The sequence below is a fragment of the Streptomyces sp. NPDC005722 genome, assembly GCF_040630935.1.
Lineage (GTDB): Bacteria > Actinomycetota > Actinomycetes > Streptomycetales > Streptomycetaceae > Actinacidiphila.
The window spans coordinates 115,143-134,741 of sequence record NZ_JBEXYN010000016.1; the positions used below are offsets into that span (position 1 = coordinate 115,143).

The following is a 19,599-nucleotide window of genomic DNA, read 5'->3' on the forward strand; positions in this document are numbered from 1 at the left end:
AGACCCCCTGGGCACGCCGTGACCCAAGTCACGTTTGGAACAAGGAGATTCCGGACACACCCTGGTGTTCGTCCCACGGTTGTGCGAGGACCGGGACCAGCAGGTCGAGGTGTTCCTCGGTGACCCGGCGGATGGACTCCACGGTGGTCTCGTCGCCGTCGCCCCACAGCCGCTGGGCCACCCGGATGACCCCGCCGACGGCCGCCACGAGCACCCGCGGCCGCGGGTCGGCCGCGTCCAGTCCCTCCCGGGCGGCGATGACCGAGGCGAGCCGCTCCTCGACGAGCGCCGAATGGCGCATCTGGGCGGACAGCAGCGTCGGCGTGGACTCGATCACCCGGTACATCGCCATGTACGTCGACAGCGGCACGACGGCGGCGATGACGGCGCTGATGCTGTGCCAGGACTCGTCCAGCGCCGCGCGCAGCGCCTCGAAGGGCGGTTCGCCGGCCGGGCGCTCGGCCACGGCGGAGACGAAGGCCTCCTCGACGCTGTCCTCCAGCGCGAGCGCGACCTCCTCCTTGCCCGCGAAGTAGCGGAAGAAGGTGCGCTGCGAGACCTCGACCTCGGCGGCGATCTCGTCGACGGTCGTGCGCTCGTAGCCCTTGACGACGAACAGTTCGATCGCGGCCCGTATGAGCGCGTCGCGCGTGCGCTGCTTCTTGCGTTCGCGCAGTCCGCACACGGGCGTCGCGCGCATCGCGTGCTTCATCTGCCGTCCACCTCCAGGGGGCCCCACGATAGTTCCGTGCTTCCTGACAGTTACCGACGGATGACTGCTTTGGTCAAATGTCAGGCACTGACATAATCTCTTGCCCATGACCCAAGGCTCCGTCGTCACCGACAAGGCCCCGGACTCGATACCGGCGCCTTCCAAGAAACCCCTCCGCGGCCACCCCTGGCTGACCCTGTTCTCGGTCGCCATCGGCGTCATGGTGGTGGCCCTGGACGGCACGATCGTCGCCGTCGCCAACCCGGCCATCCAAGCCGACCTGGGTGCCTCCCGCGAGCAGATCCAGTGGATCACCACCGGCTACATGCTGGCCCTGGCGGTCTCGCTGATCACCGCGGGCAAGCTCGGCGACCGGTTCGGCCACCGCCAGACCTTCCTCGTCGGCCTCGCGGGCTTCGCCCTCACCTCCGGCCTGATCGGGGTGTCCAGCGGCGTCGGCATGGTGATCGCGCTCCGCGTCCTGCAGGGCGTGTTCGGCGCGCTGCTGCAGCCCGCCGCGCTCGGCCTGCTGCGCGCCACCTTCCCGGCCGAGAAGCTCAACATGGCCATCGGCATCTGGGGCATGGTCATCGGTGCCTCCACCGCCGCCGGGCCGATCGCGGGCGGTCTGCTCGTCGAGCACGTCAACTGGGAGTCGGTCTTCTTCATCAACGTGCCCGTGGGTCTGGTCGCGCTGGTCCTGGGCCTGGTCATCCTCAAGGACGTGCGTGCCGAGAACGCCCCGCGGTCCTTCGACGTCCCCGGCATCGTGCTGCTCTCCAGTGCGATGTTCGGTCTGGTCTGGGGCCTGATCAAGGCCCCGGAGTGGGGCTGGGGCGACCCGCTGACCCTGGGCTTCCTGGTCGGCTCCGTGCTGCTCTTCGTCCTGTTCGCGCTCTGGGAGACCAAGGCCTCCGAGCCGCTGATCCCGCTGCGGATGTTCCGTTCGGTGCCGCTGTCCGCGGGCACCGCGCTGATGGTGCTCATGGCCTTCGCCTTCCTGGGCGGCCTGTTCTTCGTCACCTTCTACCTGCAGAACGTCCACGGCATGTCGGCGGTGGAGTGCGGCGTCCACCTGCTGCCGCTCACCGCGATGATGATCGTCAGCTCGCCCGTGGCGGGCGCGCTGATCACCAAGTTCGGTCCCCGGGTGCCGCTGGTCGGCGGCATGGTGTGCACGGCGGTCGCCATGTTCGGCATGACCGGCCTGGAGGCCGACTCCGGCACCGGGGTCATGTCCCTGTGGTTCGCGCTGCTGGGCCTCGGCCTGGCCCCGGTGATGGTCGGCGCCACCGACGTCATCGTCGGCAACGCCCCGCTGGAGCTGTCCGGTGTGGCCGGCGGCCTCCAGGGCTCCGCCATGCAGGTCGGCGGCAGCCTCGGTACCGCCGTCCTCGGCACGATCATGGCCTCGCGGGTGGACAGCGCGCTGCCCGAGAAGTGGGCCGCGGCCGGCCTGCCGCCGCTGAAGGGCGAGCAGGCGGCGCAGGCCGCCGACGCGGTCGTGGTCGGCGTGCCGCCCGTCGCCAAGGACACCCCGGCCGAGGTCGTCGCGCTGATCACCAAGGTCACCAACGAGACCTTCCTCTCGGGGATGGGGCTGGCCTTCACCGTCGCCGGTGTCGTGGCGGCCTTCGCCGCGGGCATCGCCTTCCTGACCAAGCGCGGCGTCAACGCCGACGCCGCGGGCGGCGGGGTGCACATCTGACGCCGGAGGTTTCCCTATCCGGGTGAACGAGGCCCGGGGCCCTTGGCGGCCCCGGGCCTCGCCGTTCACCGTGGAACTCCGACCACCACGGGGGAGTGATCCACATGCGCAGTGCGGCCCTGACCCTTGCCCTGACCGCGGCGGCGGCGGCCCTGGCGGCCCCCGCGCCGCCCGCGGCCGCCGCCCCCACGGCGGCCGGCCCCACGGCCGGTCCGGCCGGCCGCTGCGACCCGGGGGAGCTGTGCCTGTGGGGGAAGCCGGGATTCCGCGGGGCGCGGCTCGTCCACGAGCTCGCCGACACCGACGTCAACTCCTGTGTGCCGCTGCCGCCCGGGACGTCCGCGAAGTCGTTCGTCAACCGGACGCGCAAGCTCGTGACGACCTACCAGAGCGCCGAGTGCTCCACCGAGGGCGACTTCGAGACGTTCCCGTCGGGCACCTGGGTCCCGGAGTCCGGGCACACCGTCCGCGCCTTCCAGATCGTCGACCAGTGACACGAGCCCGCGGGGAGCCGGGAAACGCCGGGCCCCCGCCGCGCGGTCGCGCGGCGGGGGCCCGGTCGGGACGACGGTGTTACGCGTCGCCGCCCGCAGCGCCGGGGTCGGCGGCGGCGACGTCGAGCAGCTGGTAGCGGTCGATCGCCTGCTTCAGCACGGAGCGGTCGATCTTCCCCTCCCGGGCGAGCTCGGTGAGCACGCCGAGGACCACCGACTGGGCGTCGATGTGGAAGAACCGGCGCGCCGCGCCACGGGTGTCGGCGAAGCCGAAGCCGTCGGCACCGAGCGACTGCCAGGTGCCCGGCACCCAGCGGGAGATCTGGTCCGGGACGGCCCGCATCCAGTCCGAGACGGCCACGAACGGGCCCTCGGAGCCGCTGAGCTTCCGCGTCACGTAGGGGACGCGCTGCTCCTCCTCCGGGTGGAGCAGGTTGTGCTCCTCGGCCTCGACGGCGTCGCGCCGCAGCTCGTTCCAGGAGGTCGCGGACCACACGTCGGCCCGGACGTTCCACTCCTCGGCGAGGATCCGCTGCGCCTCCAGCGCCCACGGCACGCTCACGCCGGAGGCCAGGATCTGCGCCGGGATCGCGCCCGCCTCGGCGGCCCGGTACTTGTACAGGCCCCTGAGGATGCCCTCGACGTCCACGTTCTCCGGCTCGGCCGGCTGGACGATCGGCTCGTTGTAGACGGTGAGGTAGTAGAAGACGTTCGGGTCCTCGCCGGGGGCGGGCTCGCCGTACATGCGGCGCAGGCCGTCCCGGACGATGTGCGCCATCTCGAAGCCGAACGCGGGGTCGTACGCGACGACGGCCGGGTTGGTCGAGGCCAGCAGGTGCGAGTGGCCGTCGGCGTGCTGCAGGCCCTCACCGGTGAGGGTGGTGCGGCCCGCCGTGGCGCCCAGCACGAAACCGCGCGCCAGCTGGTCGGCCATCTGCCAGAACTGGTCGCCGGTCCGCTGGAAGCCGAACATCGAGTAGAAGACGTAGACCGGGATCAGCGGCTCGCCGTGGGTCGCGTAGGACGACCCGGCGGCGATCAGCGAGGCGGTGCAGCCCGCCTCGGAGATGCCGTCGTGCAGCATCTGGCCGGTCGGGGACTCCTTGTACGCCAGCAGCAGCTCGCGGTCGACCGACTCGTACGTCTGGCCCAGCGGGTTGTAGATCTTGGCCGACGGGAAGAGCGAGTCCATGCCGAAGGTGCGGTACTCGTCCGGGGCGATCGGCACGAAGCGCTTGCCGATCTCCTTGTCCCGCATGAGGTCCTTCAGCAGCCGGACGAAGGCCATGGTGGTGGCGATCGTCTGCTGGCCGGAGCCCTTGCGGGTGCCCGCGTAGGCCTTGTCGTCCGGCAGGGCCAGCGGCTTCGCGCGCACGACGCGGGTCGGGACGTAGCCGCCCAGGCCCTTGCGCCGGTCGTGCATGTACTGGATCTCCTCCGAGTTCCGGCCCGGGTGGTAGTACGGCGGCGCGCCGGACTCCAGCTCCTTGTCGGCGATCGGCAGGTGCAGGCGGTCGCGGAAGCGCTTGAGGTCGTCGACCGTCAGCTTCTTCATCTGGTGGGTCGCGTTGCGGCCCTCGAAGTTGGGGCCGAGCGTCCAGCCCTTGACGGTCTGGGCCAGGATCACGGTCGGCTGGCCCTTGTGCTCGCGGGCCGCCTTGTACGCCGCGTAGATCTTGCGGTGGTCGTGGCCGCCGCGGCCCAGGTGCAGGATCTGGGCGTCGCTGAGGCCCTCGACCATCTTGCGCAGCCGGTGGTCGTCGCCGAAGAAGTGGTCGCGGATGTACTCGCCGGTCTCGGTGGCGTAGGTCTGGAACTGGCCGTCGGGCGTGGTGTTGAGCTTGTTCACCAGCACGCCGTCGCGGTCCTGGGCGAGCAGCGGGTCCCAGGTGCGGTCCCAGATCAGCTTGATGACGTTCCAGCCGGCACCGCGGAACTGCGACTCCAGCTCCTGGATGATCTTGCCGTTGCCGCGCACCGGGCCGTCGAGCCGCTGCAGGTTGCAGTTGACGACGAAGGTGAGGTTGTCCAGGCCCTCACGGGCGGCCAGGGAGAGCTGGCCGAGTGACTCGGGCTCGTCCATCTCGCCGTCGCCGAGGAAGGCCCACACGTGCGACTGCTCGGTGTCGGCGATGCCGCGCGCCTGCAGGTAGCGGTTCATCCGCGCCTGGTAGATCGCGCCCAGCGGGCCGAGGCCCATGGAGACGGTCGGGAACTCCCAGAAGTCCGGCATGAGCCGCGGGTGCGGGTAGCTCGACAGGCCGTACGGCGCCTTGGACTTCTCCTGGCGGAAGGCGTCGAGCTGGGTCTCGGAGAGCCGGTCCAGCATGAAGGCACGGGCGTACACACCAGGGGAGGCGTGGCCCTGGAAGAAGATCTGGTCCCCGCCCTTGCCGTCGTCCTTGCCCCGGAAGAAGTGGTTGAAGCCCACGTCGTACAGGGAGGCCGAGGACGCGAAGGTGGCGATGTGCCCGCCGACGCCGATGCCCGGGCGCTGCGCCCGGGACACCATGACCGCCGCGTTCCAGCGGGTCGCGTTCAGGATGCGCCGCTCGATGTCCTCGTTGCCGGGGAAGAACGGCTCGTCCTTGGTGGCGATGGTGTTGACGTAATCGGTGCTGCGCATCTCGGGCACGGCAACCCGCCGCTCGCGGGCTCGCTCGATCAGGCGGAGCATGAGGTAGCGGGCGCGCTCGCGTCCGCGCTCGTCGATGGCGGCGTCAAGCGAGTCGAGCCATTCCGCCGTCTCCTCGGGATCGAAATCCGGGACCTGGCTGGGAAGGCCGCCAATGATGATCGGGTTGCGATCTGATCCGGAAGCCACGCTATTCCTTCGCTTCTAGGGTCTTGCTCTGCTGGGTCGCGCCGCCTCCATCGTGTACCGCGCGTTCGGGATACGTCATCTCTACTGAGTGGTAACCACCACTAAGTGAGACAGACCCCTCTTCCAGACCCTCTTGAGGCTCTCGCATGGCTGTCCGGTGGCCGTTCGACCAAACCGCAACTCTACGCCCACTCGGACGTACGACCGACCGCAACCCCGATTCGGGAGAAACCCTGGCATAGTGGAGTGAGCCACGTCACCCCTCACGGTTCGGGTTGCGGTGACACGTCAACGTTTGGGCGGGATGGGCGGCTGGGTACTTGCGCGATCCGCCGCGCCCGTGTGGACTACCGCCCATAACCCCGCACAGGAGCGGGAAGACAACCCCCATGACAGGAGGCAGAGCGTGAGCGCGACCGCGGGCCACGCGGAGGAGCAAACCAACCCGGCGAGCCGGCTTGGTTTTGAGCCCGGACAGGTGGTCCAGGAGCTCGGCTACGACGACGACGTCGATCACGAGCTCCGTGAGGGTATTGAGGGGATCACGGGCGAAGAGCTCGCGGACGAGGAGTACGACGACGTCGCCGACGGCGTCATCCTGTGGTTCCGTGATGATGACGGCGATCTGACCGACGCCCTGGTCGACGCCACGTCCGCCATCGACGAGGGCGCCCAGATCTGGCTCATGACCCCGAAGACCGGCCGTGACGGGCACGTCGAGCCGAGTGACATCGGAGAGGCCGCGCAGACCGCGGGCCTGGCTCAGACCAGCAGTGTCAACGTCTCCAAGGACTGGACCGCCAGTCGTCTGGTGACCCCCAAGACGGCGAAGGCCGGCAAGCGCTGAGCGCAGCCCGGTACCGCGCCCCCGTGACCGAGCGTCGCGGGGGCGCCTCGTACCGCGTGCGTCCCGCGGTGCGAGACTGACGGAGGGACCCGGCCGTGGGTCCGTCTCCGTCCACCGAGAGGTGTGTCCACCATGGCGCTCGCCGTAGGCGACCAGGCCCCCGACTTCGCGTTGCGGGACCAGCACGGCCGGACCGTGCGGCTGTCCGACTTCAAGGGCTCCAAGAACGTCGTCCTGCTCTTCTTCCCCTTCGCCTTCACCGGGGTCTGCACCGGCGAACTGTGCGCGCTCCGCGACGAGCTGCCGGCCTTCCAGAACGACGACGTCCAGCTGCTCGCGGTCTCCAACGACTCGATGCACACCCAGCGCGTCTTCTCCGACCAGGAGGGCCTGGAGTACCCGCTGCTCTCCGACTTCTGGCCGCACGGCGAGGTCTCCCGCGCCTACGGCGTCTTCGCCGAGGACAAGGGCTGCGCGGTGCGCGGCACCTTCGTCATCGACAGGGAGGGCCTGATCCGCTGGACCGTCGTCAACGGCCTGCCGGACGCCCGTGACCTGAACGAGTACGTCAAGGCGCTCGAAGCCCTGTAGTCCTGGGGAACCGGGTACTAACCTCAGGGCGTTGATCCTGATACGAGCAGCACGCGATGACATGGGAGGACTCGTGGGAGTCAGCCTCAGCAAGGGTGGCAACGTATCGCTGACGAAGGAGGCCCCCAACCTCACGGCCGTCATCGTCGGCCTCGGCTGGGACGCCCGCACCACCACGGGCGCCGACTTCGACCTCGACGCCAGTGCCCTGCTCACGGGCACCGAGGGCAAGGTGCTCTCCGACCAGCACTTCGTCTTCTTCAACAACCTCAGGAGCCCCGACGGCTCCGTGGAGCACACCGGTGACAACATCACCGGCGAGGGCGAAGGGGACGACGAGCAGATCAAGGTGAACCTGGCCGGCGTGCCGGCCGAGGTCGCCAAGATCGTCTTCCCGGTGTCGATCTACGACGCCGAGACCCGTCAGCAGTCGTTCGGCCAGGTCCGCAACGCGTTCATCCGCGTCGTCAACCAGGCCGACGACAAGGAACTGGCCCGCTACGACCTCACCGAGGACGCCTCGACCGAGACGGCGATGGTCTTCGGCGAGCTCTACCGGCACGGTGCGGAGTGGAAGTTCCGGGCCATCGGCCAGGGTTACGCGTCCGGCCTGCGCGGCATCGCGCAGGACTTCGGCGTCAACGTCTGATTCGCCGGGGCCTCGCGGTCCGCGCACGGCGGGCCGCGAGCCCCGCGGGGGAGGAGAACAGCATGGGCGTGACGCTCGCCAAGGGGGGCAATGTCTCCCTCACCAAGGCCGCACCCAATCTGACCCAGGTCCTGATCGGGCTCGGCTGGGACGCGCGCTCCACCACCGGGGCGCCCTTCGACCTGGACGCCAGCGCCCTGCTGTGCGCCTCGGGCCGGGTGCTCGGCGACGAGTACTTCGTCTTCTACAACAACCTCAAGAGCCCGGAGGGCTCGGTCGAGCACACCGGCGACAACCTGACCGGTGACGGCGACGGCGACGACGAGGTCCTGCTGGTGGACCTGTCCGCCGTGCCCGAGCGGGTCGACAAGATCGTCTTCCCGGTCTCCATCTACGACGCCGATGCCCGGGGCCAGACCTTCGGCCAGGTCAGCAATGCCTTCATCCGGGTGGTCAACCAGACCGACCAGAGCGAACTGGCGCGCTACGACCTCTCCGAGGACGCCTCGAGCGAAACAGCGATGATCTTCGGTGAGCTCTACAGGTACGGCGGCGAATGGAAGTTCCGAGCCGTTGGCCAGGGGTATGCATCAGGGCTCCGGGGCATCGCCCTAGACTTTGGGGTCAACGTTTCGTAAAGGGATTGGATATCCAGTGCTCCTCCGAACTTTCGGCTGGTCGTTCGGTGTCACCGCCGCCGGCCTCGCCCTCGCCGGTTATCTGTGGGGTGCGGAGGGGCTTGCCCTCGTCGCCATCCTGTCGGTGCTGGAGATCTCGCTCTCCTTCGACAACGCGGTGATCAACGCCGGCATCCTGCGGAAGATGAATGCCTTCTGGCAGAAGATCTTCCTCACCATCGGCATTCTGATCGCCGTCTTCGGCATGCGACTCGTGTTCCCGATCATCATCGTGTCGATCACGGCGAAGCTCGGGCCCATCGAGGCCATCGACCTGGCGATCAACAACAAGGAACAGTACGAGCACCTCGTCACCTCCGCGCACCCGGCGATCGCCGCGTTCGGCGGGATGTTCCTGTTGATGATCTTCCTCGACTTCATCTTCGAGGAGCGGGAGCACAAGTGGCTCGCCTGGCTGGAGAAGCCCCTCTCCAAGCTCGGCAAGCTCGACACGCTCTCCGTGGTCGTCGCCCTGGTCGCCCTGCTGATCACCGCCACCACCCTCGCCACCGCCGTCCCGCACGGCGGCGGCGACAAGTCCTCCACGGTGCTGCTCTCCGGCATCGGCGGCCTCATCACCTACCTCGTCGTCGGCGGCATCTCGAGCTACTTCGAGGACAAGCTGGAGGACGAGGCGGACGAGGCCGACGAGGAGCTCGAGGAGATCAGCTCGGGCGGCAAGCCGGCCGGCAGCGGCGCCTCGGCCGTGGGCCTGGCGGGCAAGGCGGCGTTCTTCCTCTTCCTCTACCTCGAGGTCATCGACGCGTCGTTCTCCTTCGACGGCGTCATCGGCGCGTTCGCGATCTCCAACGACATCTTCATCATCGCCCTCGGCCTCGGTATCGGTGCGATGTACATCCGGTCGCTGACCGTCTACCTGGTCCGCAAGGGCACCCTGGACGACTACGTCTACCTGGAGCACGGCGCGCACTACGCGATCGGCGCGCTGGCCGTCATCCTCCTGGTGACGATCAGGTTCGAGATCAACGAGGTCATCACCGGCCTCATCGGCGTCGTCCTGATCGGCGCTTCCTACTGGTCGTCGGTGGTGCGAAACCGCCGTCTCGGGGAAAGCTCCGAGCAGCGGGACGACAAGACGGAGGTGACGAGCGGGGTCTGACCCCGGCTCGTCACGACAATCGGGTTCACGCCGCCCCCCGCCGACCGGTGGGGGGCGGCCTGCGTGCAGGGGACGGACGGACATGTGGAACTTCCTGCGGCCGAGCGGCGGCTTCAACGCGCAGTTCGACATGGCGAACGCGCACACCATCGAGCTCACCAAGCGGCACCAGGTCGTCTCGCTGTCCAAGCAGGGCGCGGCCGTCGGCAACCTGCGCATCAACCTGTCCTGGCAGATGCGCACCTCCGACACCGGCGGCTGGAACCAGCGCAGCGGCTCCTGGCTGAGCCGGCAGATGCACCTGTTCAAGCCGGAGCCCGTGCAGGCCGCCGGCCCCGCCATGGTCAACGTCGACCTCGACCTGGCGTGCATGTACGAGCTGGCCGACGGCACCAAGGGCGTGGTCCAGCCGCTCGGCAACTTCCTCGGCGACCTCGACGCCCCGCCGTACATCCAGATGACCGGCGACGACCGCTTCGGCGGCTCGTCCGGCGAGACGCTCTACATCAACCTCGACAAGCACGAAGAGTTCAGGCGCATGCTCGTGTTCGTCTACATCTACGACGGCACGCCCGCCTTCGACCGCACCCACGCCAAGGTGGAGATCTTCCCCAGTTCGGGCCCGCGGATCGAGATCCTGCTGGACGAGCGCGAACCGCAGGCCCGCTCCTGCGCCGTGGTGCTCATCGAGAACAGGAAGGGCGACCTGACCGTGCGCCGCGAGGTGAAGTACGTCTACGGCTTCCAGGCCGAGCTCGACCGGCTCTACGGCTGGGGCCTGCAGTGGGGCCGCGGCTACAAGACCAAGGTCTGAGCGCGCGGCCCCGTGCCGGGCCCGCTCAGCGGCGTTCCTGGAACTGCGGGCCCATCGGCGGCAGCCGGAACCCCTGGACCGGCTGCGGGTAGCCGTACGCGGGACCGGGGGCCGCGGAGGTCGGCGCGGGCTGCTCCTGCGGGTAGCCGTACGCCGGGGCGGCGGCCACCGTGGCCTGGGGCTCCTGCGGGTACCCGTACGCCGGGGCCGCGGCCACGGTCGGCTGGGGCTCCTGCGGGTAGCCGTACGCCGGGGCGGCCACTGTGGGCTGGGGCTCCTGCGGGTAGCCGTAGGAGGGCGGCGCGCTGGGCTGCGGGGGCACCTGGGACGGGGCCTGCAGGGTGTACGCGTCCGGCTCCCCGGTCACCGCGACGGTCGGCGGCACGGGCTGCGGCACCGCGGCCGCCTCGCCCTCCGGCCGCGGCGGCGGCGCCTCGTCGAGGTCGCCCTCCTCCACGGTGATGCCGAACTCGGTGGCCAGCGCCTCCAGCCCCGCCGCGTAGCCCTGCCCCAGCGCGCGGAACTTCCAGCCGCCCGACCGGCGGTACAGCTCGCCGCAGATCAGGGCCGACTCGTCGCCGGTGTCCGGGACGACGTCGAAGAGCGCCAGCGGCTCGGCGTCGGCGCCGCCTGCCGTGTCGTAGAGCAGCACCGTCAGGTCGGAGACCAGGGCGAAGGGGCCGCCGTCCGAGGAGGCCGCGACGACCACCCGGTCCACGCCCTCCTCCAGCGCGGTCAGGTCGACCTCGATCGCGTCCGTCAGGCCGGCCGGCTCGCTGCGCTTGGGCAGGTGCCGGGCGGCGCCCCCAGGGTGCCGGGGCTGGTTGTAGAAGATGAAGTCCTCGTCCGAGCGCACCCGGCCGTCCGCACCCAGCAGCAGCGCCGAGGCGTCGACGTCCGGCACACCCGCCCCCGGGCTCCAGCGGAGCACCGCCCGCACCCCCGAGGCCGTCACCGGGATGTTGGAGCCCTTCACCATCGCCTGCGTCATGCGCGTAATCCTGCCCTCCCGGGGGCCGTGGCCACAACGCGGGGCGTGTGACGGGTGTGGCGCGGGGGAGAGATGCGGACAGGTCGACACGTTCCGGACCCGCGGGGGTTACCTGATTTTCACGTACGCCGGGAACGTCCGCAGGGGGCTCACACGTACGATAATCGGCCACGGCGTCGGGGGACGCTTCCCACCACACCATCCACCACCTGCCACGGGGGAACGCATGCGCCACTTCGGGCACCTCGCGCCGGACGTACGGAACGAGCTCTTCCACCGGGAGCCCGCGGAGTTCACCGCGGCCTCGACGGCCGGCACGCTCGCCGTCGCCCTCGGCGCCACCCTCTACTGCCCGGCCACCCGGTCGCGGCTCGCCGACGACGTGCTCAAGCAGGCCGCGCGTGGGGTCGTCTCGATGGTGCTGTGCCTGGAGGACTCCATCGACGACGGCGACGTCGAGGCCGCGGAGGAGAACCTGGTCCGCCAGTTCGGCGAACTGTCCCACCGGATCCCGGACGGCGACCCCCCGCTGCTCTTCATCCGCGTCCGCACCCCCGGCCAGATCACCGACCTCGTCCGCCGGCTCGGCGACCACGCGTCCCTGCTCTCCGGGTTCGTGCTCCCCAAGTTCACCGAGGAGTCCGGGGTCCCCTTCCTGGAGGCCCTCGCCGCCGCCGAGGCGGACAGCGGACGGCGGCTGTTCGCGATGCCGGTCCTGGAGTCCCCGCAACTGCTCCACCTGGAGACCCGCACCGAGACGCTGTACGGCATCTCCCGCACCGTCGACAAGTACCGTGACCGGGTCCTCGCACTGCGGCTGGGCGTCACCGACTTCTGCTCCGCCTACGGGCTGCGCCGCTCGCCCGACATGACCGCCTACGACGTCCGCATCGTCGCCTCGATCATCGCCGACGTCGTCAACGTCCTCGGGCGCGCCGACGGCACCGGCTTCACCATCACCGGACCGGTCTGGGAGTACTTCAAGCACTCCGAGCGCATGTTCAAGCCACTGCTGCGGCAGAGCCCCTTCGTCCCCGCGGCCGTGGACCTGCGCGAGGCCCTCATCCAGCGCGACATGGACGGGCTGCTGCGCGAGATCGAACTGGACCGGACGAACGGCCTGCAGGGCAAGACCTGCATCCACCCCTCGCACGTCCAGCCCGTGCACGCGCTCAGCGTCGTCTCCCACGAGGAGTGGAGCGACGCCGTCGACATACTCCACGAGGACCGCAGCGGCGGGGGCGTGCTGCGCTCGGCCTACACGAACAAGATGAACGAGGTGAAGCCGCACCGCGCCTGGGCCGAGCGCACCGTGCGGCGCGCCGAGGTCTTCGGCGTGGCACGGGAGGAGATCGGCTTCGTCGAACTGCTCTCCGCGTGCGTGCCGTCGTGACCGACCACAGCGAGAGGGAGAGTGCCGAGCGCATGGCAGTCGAGCACGTCTGGTCCGGGCAGTGGGTCGCCGACCGCCTCGGCGTCACCCTGCGGGGAGAGGGGCTGAGCGGTCTGCTCGGCCTCGCCCTGCGCCGCAACCCCAAGCGCGCGCACCTGCTCGTCTCCAACGTGCTGGGCAAGCACGTGCCGCAGCGCCCGCGGGTCGTCTACGACGCCGGGTACGGGCTCGGCGTGCGCGTGCGGGAGCTGCTGGGCGATGAGGAGGCGGCCCGCGCCGTGGTGCTCGGCTACGCCGAGACCGCGACCGGCCTCGGGCACGCCGTGGCCGACGGCGTCGGCACCGCCCCGTACCTGCACTCCACGCGGCGCCCGGTCGCCGGGGTCGAGCCGGTCGGCGGCTTCGAGGAGGAGCACAGCCACGCCACCTCGCACCTCCTGCTGCCCGAGGACGCCGGCCTGCTGTCCGGGGACGGGCCGCTGGTGCTGGTCGACGACGAGTTCTCCACCGGCCGGACGGTGCTCAACACGGTGCGGGCGCTGCACGCCCGCTACCCGCGCCGCCGCTACGTCGTGGTCGCCCTGGTCGACATGCGCTCGGAGGCCGACCGCGCACTCCTCGACCGCTTCGCGGCCGACCTGGGCGCGGGCGTCGACGTCCTCGCCCTGGCCTCGGGCACGGTCGGCCTCCCCGAAGGCGTGCTGGAGCGGGGCCAGGCCCTGGTCGCCGCCCATGCCGCCGCCGAGCCGGCCTGCCGGGCCGCGGCCGCGGCCGCGGTGCCGCACCGGGCGCGGCTCGACTGGCCCGCCGGGCTGCCCGACGGCGGCCGGCACGGCTTCACGCCCGTGCACCGCGCACGGCTGGAGGCGGCGCTGCCCGCGATGGCGGCAGGCCTGGCGGAGGACCTGCGCGTCCTCGGCGGCAACCCGGCCCGGCGCGTCCTCGTGCTCGGCAACGAGGAGCTGATGTACGCCCCGCTGCGGCTGGCGCAGGCCCTGCAGGACGCCCTGCCCGCCGCGGAGGTGCGGTTCTCCACGACGACCCGCTCGCCGGTCCTGGCCGTGGACGACCCGGGGTACGCGATACGCACCCGGATCACCTTCCCCGACCACGACGGGCCCGCCGACGGCCCCGGCGAGCGCTACGCGTACAACGTGGCGGGCGCGGGCTTCGACACCGTCGTCGCCGTCGTGGACAGCGCGGGCGACACGCCCGCCCTGCACGCCCCCGGCGGGCTGCTCGCGCAGCTCGCCGCCCACACCGAAAGGCTCCTGCTGGCCGTGGTGCCCTCGTACGAACCCCGCCCGCCCGCCCCCACGCTCCCGGAGCCGCTGCGCGGACCCGCGTTCTCCTCGTACGCCGCCGACGAGGTCGGCTGGCTGCTGAAGGACCTCTCCGACGTCGAGCTGGAGGCGCCCACCGAGGAGCGCGAGGAGGCCATCCAGAGCGGCGGGGCGCACTACGCCGAGTCGCTGCCCGTGGAGTACCAGCCCAGCGCGGAGTACCAGGAGCTGTTCCGGTCCGCGCTGGCGGACTCCGCCGGCCGGATCGCCCGCGCCGTCGGCGCCGTGACCGAGCTGGTGCTCGCCGAACGCGGCCCGGACGCCGTCCTGGTGTCGCTGGCCCGCGCGGGCACCCCGGTCGGCGTGCTGATGCGCCGCTGGGCCCGGCACGCGCACGGCCTGGACCTCCCGCACTACGCCGTGTCCATCGTCCGCGGCCGCGGCATCGACACCACCGCCCTGCGCTGGCTGGCCGATCACCACGACCCCGCCCGTGCGGTGTTCGTCGACGGCTGGACCGGCAAGGGCGCCATCACCCGCGAACTGGCCGACGCCGTGGCCCCGTTCGGGGGCTTCGACCCGGAGATCGCGGTGCTCGCCGACCCCGGCTCGTGCGTCCGCACCTTCGGCACCCGCGACGACTTCCTCATCCCGTCCGCGTGCCTGAACTCGACCGTCTCCGGCCTGGTCTCGCGCACCGTGCTGCGCTCCGACCTGATCGGCCCCGACGAGTTCCACGGCGCCAAGTTCTACCGCGAGCTGGCCGGCTCGGACGTCTCCGGCCTCTTCCTGGACGAGGTGTCGGCCCGCTTCGCCGCCGTGACCGACGAGGTCGCCCGCGACGTCAAGGAACTCCAGGCCGGCGACCGCACGCCCACCTGGGAGGGCTGGAAGGCCGTCGAGCGGATCAGCGAGGAGTACGGGATCGGGGACGTCAACCTGGTCAAGCCCGGCGTCGGCGAGACCACCCGGGTGCTGCTGCGCCGCGTGCCCTGGCGGGTCCTCGCCCGGCGCGGCGCGGGCGGCGACCTGGCGCACATCCGGCTGCTCGCCGAGCAGCGCGGCGTTCCGGTGGAGGAGGTGGACGACCTGCCGTACTCCTGCGTCGGGCTGATCCACCCGCGCTTCACCCGGGGCGCGACCGGAACGGACGGCAAGGCGGTGGAGGCCAAGTGAAGCAACGCCCGGAGATCGTGAAGTCCCTCGTCGCCAGCGACCTGGACCGCACCCTCATCTACTCGCCCTCGGCCCTGGCCCTGTCCATGGCCGACGAGGAGGCACCGCGGCTGCTGTGCGTCGAGGTGCACGAGGGCCGGCCGCTGTCCTTCATGACCGAGAACGCCGCCGTGCTGATCCAGCGGCTCGCCGCCGCCGCCGAGTTCGTCCCGGCGACGACCCGCACCCGCAAGCAGTACCGGCGCATCAACCTGCCGGGCCCGGTGCCGCGGTACGCGATCTGCGCCAACGGCGGGCACCTCCTGGTCAAGGGCCACACCGACCACGACTGGAACGCCGAGATGCGCCGCCGCCTCGCCGAGGGCTGCGCGCCGCTGGAGGAGGTCCGCGCCTACCTGGCCCGCACCTCGGACGGGTCCTGGCTGCGCAAGGAGCGCGTCGCCGAGGACCTGTTCGTCTACCTGGTCGTGGAGCGGTCGCTGTTGCCCGAGCTCTGGGTGAAGGACCTCGCCGAATGGGCCGAGGAGCGCGGCTGGACGGTCTCGCTGCAGGGCCGCAAGGTCTACGCCGTCCCCAAGCCCCTCACCAAGTCCGCGGCCCTGGCCGAGGTCGTCCGCCGCACCGGCGCCGACCACGTGCTCGCCGCGGGCGACTCCCTGCTCGACGCGGACCTGCTGCTCGCCGCCCACACCGCCTGGCGGCCCGGCCACGGCGAACTCGCCGACACCGGCTGGGGCGCGCCGCACGTCGACGCGCTGACCCTGCCGGGCGTCGCGGCGGGGGAGGAGATCCTGCGCCGGATGCTCAGCGTGGCGCGCCGCTGACCCCGTCCGGCCGCACGACCCGCGTGCACGCGCTGCGCGTCGCCTCGACGCGCAGCGCGTTCGGCCGTTCGCTGGCCTCGATGAAGGCCCAGGCCTCCGACTCGGTGCGACCGCCCGTCAGATGCCGTTCCAGCAGCCGCTCCTCGCGGACCGCCGGGTCGGCCTCGACGAACCACAGCTCGTCCAGCAGGTCCCTGACCTCGTGCCAGCCGGCGGCGTCGTCCGCCAGGTAGTTCCCCTCCGTCACGACCAGCCGGGCCCCGGGCGGCACGGCGATCCCCGCCGCGACCGGCTCGTCCAGCGCCCGGTCGAAGTCCGGCGCGTAGACGGTACGGCCCTGCCACGAGCGCAGCCGCCGCAGCAGGTGGACGTAGCCGTCCACGTCGAAGGTCTCCGGCGCGCCCTTGCGGCCGCGCAGCCCGAGCCGGTCCAGCTGGGCGTTGGAGAGGTGGAAGCCGTCCATCGGCACGTAGGCCGCGGTGCCCGCGCCGAGCCGCGCGTCGACCCCCTCCACCAGCGAACGGGCCAGCGTCGACTTGCCCGCCGCGGGCGCACCCGTCAGCCCCAGCAGAACCCGCCTGCCTGGCATGCTGGGCACCAGGGCGAGGACGTCATCCACGTACATGCCGCCACCTTAAGGAGCCGCCGTGCACGAGACAAAGAACCCGCAGCTCACGCCCGAACTGTACGAGTACGTCCTGCAGCACAACCCGCCCCTGGACCCGGTCCAGGAGGAACTGGTGGAGATCACGCGCTCCCGCTTCGGTGACGCGGCCGCCATGCAGTCGGCGCGCGAGCAGGGCCCGCTGCTGGCCTTCCTGGTACGGCTGACCGGCGCGCGGCAGGTCGTCGAGGTCGGCACCTTCACCGGCTTCTCGGCGCTGTCCATGGCGCAGGCGCTGCCCGCGGACGGGCGGCTCATCGCCTGCGACGTCTCCGAGGAGTGGACCGCGGTCGCCCGTGAGGCCTGGGCCAAGGCCGGTGTCGCCGACCGCGTCGACCTGCGGATCGCGCCCGCGCTGGACACGCTGCGCGCCCTGCCCGGCGATCCGTGGATCGACTTCGTCTACCTCGACGCCGACAAGGACAACTACCTCAACTACTGGGAGGAACTGGTGCCGCGGATGCGGCCCGGCGGGATCGTCGCCGCCGACAACACGCTCTACCACGGGCGGGTCGTGGACCCGCACGCCACGGGCGGCACGGCGGGGATCCAGGCCTTCAACGACCGCGTCGCGTCCGACGGGCGCGTCGAGGCGCTGCTGCTGACCGTGGCGGACGGGCTGACCCTGGCGCGCAAGCTGTGAGCCGTGGTTAATCTGTGCCCATGCCCCGTTACGAGTACCGCTGCCGCTCCTGCGGCACCACGTTCGAGCTGAGCCGGCCGATGGCCGAGTCCTCCGCCCCGGCGGAGTGCCCCGCCGGGCACGACGACACCGTCAAGCTCCTGTCGACGGTCGCGGTGGGCGGCACCGCCTCCGCGTCCGCCGCGGCGGCCCCCCGCCCGGCCGCGGGCGGCGGCGGGTGCTGCGGCGGAGGGTGCTGCGGCTGAGGCTGAGGCTGAGGCGGAGGCTGCGGCTGAGGGCGGTACCGTCCCCGGTCGTTCGGCTGTCGCGCCGTCTCGCGCCCTGCGGGCGCACAGCGGCGGGCTGCGGACGGGGAGGGTGGGGGCCTGCCTTGTTTGCGGTGTGCGGGTGGGTGCGTGGCTGGCGTTCAGGCGCCGGAGCGGGGCCGGTTGTTCGTCTGGCTCGGGTCTCGTTGCCGTCCGCAGGTATAGATGACTGGTGACCACGCCTACCGTTCGTGGGTGGCGCGCCCGCCGTAACCGGCGTCTGCGGGTGCTTCCCCGATCGGACATCGGGCTCTGTTTCGACGGCTATACCGCTGAAAGCGGGCCCGATCTCCGTCCGCGCGAAGATCGGGCTCTGTTTCGACGTCCATACCGTCGAAAGCGGGCCCGATCTCCCGGCGACCGCCCTGCAGCACCCCGAAATACCCGCAGTCGCGGGTTACGGCGGGCGCGCCCACCACCGGCAGTGGGCGTGGCAACCGGCCATCTGTACCCGCGGACGGCAACGAAACCCGAACCGGACGAACAACCCACCCCGCTCCGGCGCCTGAACCCGCACCACCCACCCACCCGCACACTGCGGACAAGGCAGGCCCCCCTCCCTCCCCTCCGCAGCCGGCGCTGTGCGCCCGCAGGGCGCGAGACGGCGGGAGAGCCGAACGGCACGCGGCCGGGGTGCGCTACGGGCGTCCCGAGGCGCGGTCCTCGCGGATGGCGGTGACGACCCGCGCCGCCGCGTCGCGTACCGCCGCCGTCTCCATGAGGAAGTGCCACCAGTCGGGGTGCCGGCCCTGGAGGCCCTCGACGGCGCGGTCGAGCCGGGCCACGGCCTCGTCGAGCGGGCGCGCGTGCCGCTGCTCCGGTGTCGTACGGCCCTGCATGGCGAGCCGCTGGGCGTCCCGGACGGCGAACCGGGTCCGCTCGATCTCGCCCTGCGGGTCCTTGCTCACCTCGTTGAGCCGGCGCAGCCGGTCACCGGCCGCGGACACCGCCGCGTCGGCGTCGTCGAGCAGCGCCCGTACCGTGCCGAGCAGGGCCGTCGCGTCCGGCCAGCGCTGCTCGTCCCGGGCCTTCGCCGCCTCCGAGAGCTTCTGCTCCGCACGGCCGACGGCCTCCGTCGCCCGCTCCGGCACGTGCTGCAGGTCCTGCCAGCACGCCATGCTGAAGCGGCGGCGCAGCTCGCTGAGGACCGGATCGACGCCCTCCGTGCGGGTGGCCAGGGCCTGCGTGCGGGTGCGCAGCGACACGATCCGCTTGTCGATCTCGCGGGCCCGCTCGGGCAGCCGCTCGGCCTCCGCGCGGATCGCCTCGGCCGTGCGCAGCACCTCGTCGGCCCGCCGGATCGTCTCCTGGACGCCGTGCGTCCCGGCGCCCTGGTTGAGCTTGGTCAGCTCCGGGCCCAGAGCGGCCAGCCGGGCCGCGAGGTCGTCCGCGCGCAGGCCCGAGGCCCGTACCGCGTCCAGCGCGTTGGACGCGGCGAGCAGGGCCTGCCGGGCTCGTTCGACGGCCGGGGCCAGCCGGGCGAGCTGGGTCTCGGCCTTGTCCAGCAGCGGGCCGAGCCCCCGGGCGAAGGCGTCCAGGTCCTGCCTGGCCCGGACCAGGTCGTCCTTCGCCTTGGTGAGCTCGGTGCGGGCGCGGGCCGCGGTGGCGGCCTCCAACTCGTCGCGGTCCAGGTCGTAGGCGTCGACCGCCGCGATGTAGGCGGCGCTGACCTGGTCGATGCGCTCGCCCAGCGAGCGGAAGTCCTCGCTCGCGCGCCGCGCGGCGGGGGAGCTGTCGACCGCGGTGATGGTCTCTATGGAGATCACCAGGTCGCGCTGGGCCGTGTCCAGCTCGTAGAACGCCTCGGCGGCGGCGTCCTTCGCGGCCTGGGCGTCGGCGCGCAGGTTGTCGCCGCGCCGCCACCACGAGCGTGCCGTCGTCACA

General features: G+C 71.6%; 18 protein-coding genes. 13 read left to right on the forward strand and 5 right to left on the reverse strand.

Annotated elements, in window-relative coordinates; genetic code table 11:
* Nucleotides 1–28: 28 nt before the first annotated feature.
* Nucleotides 29–712, reverse strand: a complete 684-nt coding sequence (locus ABZ479_RS20320; RefSeq protein WP_499598668.1) for a TetR/AcrR family transcriptional regulator — start codon at nucleotides 710–712, stop codon at nucleotides 29–31.
* A gap of 106 nt (nucleotides 713–818) precedes the next feature.
* On the opposite strand from ABZ479_RS20320, the gene ABZ479_RS20325 reads away from it, so the two are divergent.
* Together ABZ479_RS20325 and ABZ479_RS20330 are read left to right on the forward strand one after the other, a co-directional pair.
* Nucleotides 819–2,420, forward strand: coding sequence for an MFS transporter (locus ABZ479_RS20325; protein ID WP_499598667.1), 1,602 nt, complete (start codon nucleotides 819–821; stop codon nucleotides 2,418–2,420).
* 104 nt (nucleotides 2,421–2,524) lie between these two features.
* The gene (locus ABZ479_RS20330) at nucleotides 2,525–2,914 is read left to right on the forward strand and encodes a peptidase inhibitor family I36 protein (protein WP_500462876.1); all 390 of its coding nucleotides are present in this window, start codon (nucleotides 2,525–2,527) and stop codon (nucleotides 2,912–2,914) included.
* Nucleotides 2,915–2,993: 79 nt separating this feature from the next.
* Here the strand turns inward: ABZ479_RS20330 and aceE are convergent, their stop codons facing one another.
* Complete coding sequence (gene aceE, locus ABZ479_RS20335; RefSeq protein ID WP_500462877.1) at nucleotides 2,994–5,738, reverse strand: pyruvate dehydrogenase (acetyl-transferring), homodimeric type; 2,745 nt, start codon at nucleotides 5,736–5,738, stop codon at nucleotides 2,994–2,996.
* 406 nt (nucleotides 5,739–6,144) lie between these two features.
* On the opposite strand from aceE, the gene ABZ479_RS20340 reads away from it, so the two are divergent.
* The 6 genes from ABZ479_RS20340 (at nucleotide 6,145) to ABZ479_RS20365 (ending at nucleotide 10,436) form a co-directional block, all read left to right on the forward strand.
* Nucleotides 6,145–6,585 (forward strand): DUF3052 domain-containing protein, encoded by a 441-nt coding sequence (locus ABZ479_RS20340; RefSeq protein ID WP_026250565.1) that lies wholly within the window; start codon nucleotides 6,145–6,147, stop codon nucleotides 6,583–6,585.
* A gap of 132 nt (nucleotides 6,586–6,717) precedes the next feature.
* Complete coding sequence (locus tag ABZ479_RS20345) at nucleotides 6,718–7,176, forward strand: peroxiredoxin (protein WP_500462878.1); 459 nt, start codon at nucleotides 6,718–6,720, stop codon at nucleotides 7,174–7,176.
* A gap of 73 nt (nucleotides 7,177–7,249) precedes the next feature.
* Complete coding sequence (locus ABZ479_RS20350) at nucleotides 7,250–7,825, forward strand: TerD family protein (protein WP_499598660.1); 576 nt, start codon at nucleotides 7,250–7,252, stop codon at nucleotides 7,823–7,825.
* Between the two features lie 62 nt (nucleotides 7,826–7,887).
* Nucleotides 7,888–8,463 carry a TerD family protein gene (locus ABZ479_RS20355; RefSeq protein WP_500462879.1) on the forward strand — a complete coding sequence of 192 codons (576 nt, stop codon included), beginning with the start codon at nucleotides 7,888–7,890 and terminating at the stop codon, nucleotides 8,461–8,463.
* 16 nt (nucleotides 8,464–8,479) lie between these two features.
* On the forward strand, nucleotides 8,480–9,622 hold the full coding sequence (locus ABZ479_RS20360) for a DUF475 domain-containing protein (RefSeq protein ID WP_500462880.1): 1,143 nt from the start codon (nucleotides 8,480–8,482) through the stop codon (nucleotides 9,620–9,622).
* An 82-nt stretch (nucleotides 9,623–9,704) separates the two neighbouring features.
* Nucleotides 9,705–10,436 carry a TerD family protein gene (locus tag ABZ479_RS20365; protein ID WP_500462881.1) on the forward strand — a complete coding sequence of 244 codons (732 nt, stop codon included), beginning with the start codon at nucleotides 9,705–9,707 and terminating at the stop codon, nucleotides 10,434–10,436.
* A gap of 25 nt (nucleotides 10,437–10,461) precedes the next feature.
* On the opposite strand, the gene ABZ479_RS20370 is transcribed toward ABZ479_RS20365, so the two are convergent.
* Nucleotides 10,462–11,427, reverse strand: coding sequence for a TerD family protein (locus ABZ479_RS20370; RefSeq protein WP_500462882.1), 966 nt, complete (start codon nucleotides 11,425–11,427; stop codon nucleotides 10,462–10,464).
* Between the two features lie 226 nt (nucleotides 11,428–11,653).
* Here ABZ479_RS20370 and ABZ479_RS20375 point away from each other — a divergent pair, with 226 nt between their 5' ends.
* The 3 genes from ABZ479_RS20375 to ABZ479_RS20385 are packed head-to-tail and all read left to right on the forward strand — an operon-like array spanning nucleotide 11,654 to nucleotide 16,103.
* On the forward strand, nucleotides 11,654–12,820 hold the full coding sequence (locus ABZ479_RS20375; RefSeq protein WP_500462883.1) for an HpcH/HpaI aldolase/citrate lyase family protein: 1,167 nt from the start codon (nucleotides 11,654–11,656) through the stop codon (nucleotides 12,818–12,820).
* 32 nt (nucleotides 12,821–12,852) lie between these two features.
* Nucleotides 12,853–15,279 (forward strand): phosphoribosyltransferase, encoded by a 2,427-nt coding sequence (locus tag ABZ479_RS20380; protein ID WP_500462884.1) that lies wholly within the window; start codon nucleotides 12,853–12,855, stop codon nucleotides 15,277–15,279.
* Entirely contained in the window at nucleotides 15,276–16,103 is an 828-nt protein-coding gene (locus ABZ479_RS20385; RefSeq protein ID WP_500462885.1) for an HAD family hydrolase, read from the forward strand. Before ABZ479_RS20380 ends, ABZ479_RS20385 begins: the two co-directional genes overlap by 4 nt.
* On the opposite strand, the gene ABZ479_RS20390 is transcribed toward ABZ479_RS20385, so the two are convergent.
* Nucleotides 16,084–16,728 (reverse strand): nucleoside/nucleotide kinase family protein, encoded by a 645-nt coding sequence (locus ABZ479_RS20390; RefSeq protein ID WP_500462886.1) that lies wholly within the window; start codon nucleotides 16,726–16,728, stop codon nucleotides 16,084–16,086. The genes ABZ479_RS20385 and ABZ479_RS20390 overlap by 20 nt on opposite strands.
* 22 nt (nucleotides 16,729–16,750) lie before the next feature.
* Between ABZ479_RS20390 and ABZ479_RS20395 the strand changes: the two genes are divergently transcribed.
* Both ABZ479_RS20395 and ABZ479_RS20400 read left to right on the forward strand, forming a co-directional pair.
* Nucleotides 16,751–17,410: an O-methyltransferase gene (locus ABZ479_RS20395; protein ID WP_500462887.1), complete on the forward strand. Its 660-nt coding sequence runs from the start codon at nucleotides 16,751–16,753 to the stop codon at nucleotides 17,408–17,410.
* Nucleotides 17,411–17,430: 20 nt separating this feature from the next.
* A complete protein-coding gene (locus ABZ479_RS20400; RefSeq protein WP_499598650.1) occupies nucleotides 17,431–17,655 on the forward strand; it encodes an FmdB family zinc ribbon protein in 225 nt (74 codons plus the stop codon).
* A gap of 698 nt (nucleotides 17,656–18,353) precedes the next feature.
* On the opposite strand, the gene ABZ479_RS20405 is transcribed toward ABZ479_RS20400, so the two are convergent.
* Nucleotides 18,354–19,598 carry a hypothetical protein gene (locus tag ABZ479_RS20405; RefSeq protein WP_500462888.1) on the reverse strand — a complete coding sequence of 415 codons (1,245 nt, stop codon included), beginning with the start codon at nucleotides 19,596–19,598 and terminating at the stop codon, nucleotides 18,354–18,356.
* Nucleotide 19,599: the final 1 nt, after the last annotated feature.

Coding starts and splice junctions, on each gene's coding strand:
- ABZ479_RS20320 (WP_499598668.1), bottom strand. CDS start 712: ATGAAGCACGCGATGCGCGCGACGCCCGTGTGCGGACTGCGCGAACGC.
- ABZ479_RS20325 (WP_499598667.1), top strand. CDS start 819: ATGACCCAAGGCTCCGTCGTCACCGACAAGGCCCCGGACTCGATACCG.
- ABZ479_RS20330 (WP_500462876.1), top strand. CDS start 2,525: ATGCGCAGTGCGGCCCTGACCCTTGCCCTGACCGCGGCGGCGGCGGCC.
- ABZ479_RS20345 (WP_500462878.1), top strand. CDS start 6,718: ATGGCGCTCGCCGTAGGCGACCAGGCCCCCGACTTCGCGTTGCGGGAC.
- ABZ479_RS20355 (WP_500462879.1), top strand. CDS start 7,888: ATGGGCGTGACGCTCGCCAAGGGGGGCAATGTCTCCCTCACCAAGGCC.
- ABZ479_RS20365 (WP_500462881.1), top strand. CDS start 9,705: ATGTGGAACTTCCTGCGGCCGAGCGGCGGCTTCAACGCGCAGTTCGAC.
- ABZ479_RS20370 (WP_500462882.1), bottom strand. CDS start 11,427: ATGACGCAGGCGATGGTGAAGGGCTCCAACATCCCGGTGACGGCCTCG.
- ABZ479_RS20375 (WP_500462883.1), top strand. CDS start 11,654: ATGCGCCACTTCGGGCACCTCGCGCCGGACGTACGGAACGAGCTCTTC.
- ABZ479_RS20380 (WP_500462884.1), top strand. CDS start 12,853: ATGGCAGTCGAGCACGTCTGGTCCGGGCAGTGGGTCGCCGACCGCCTC.
- ABZ479_RS20390 (WP_500462886.1), bottom strand. CDS start 16,728: ATGTACGTGGATGACGTCCTCGCCCTGGTGCCCAGCATGCCAGGCAGG.
- ABZ479_RS20400 (WP_499598650.1), top strand. CDS start 17,431: ATGCCCCGTTACGAGTACCGCTGCCGCTCCTGCGGCACCACGTTCGAG.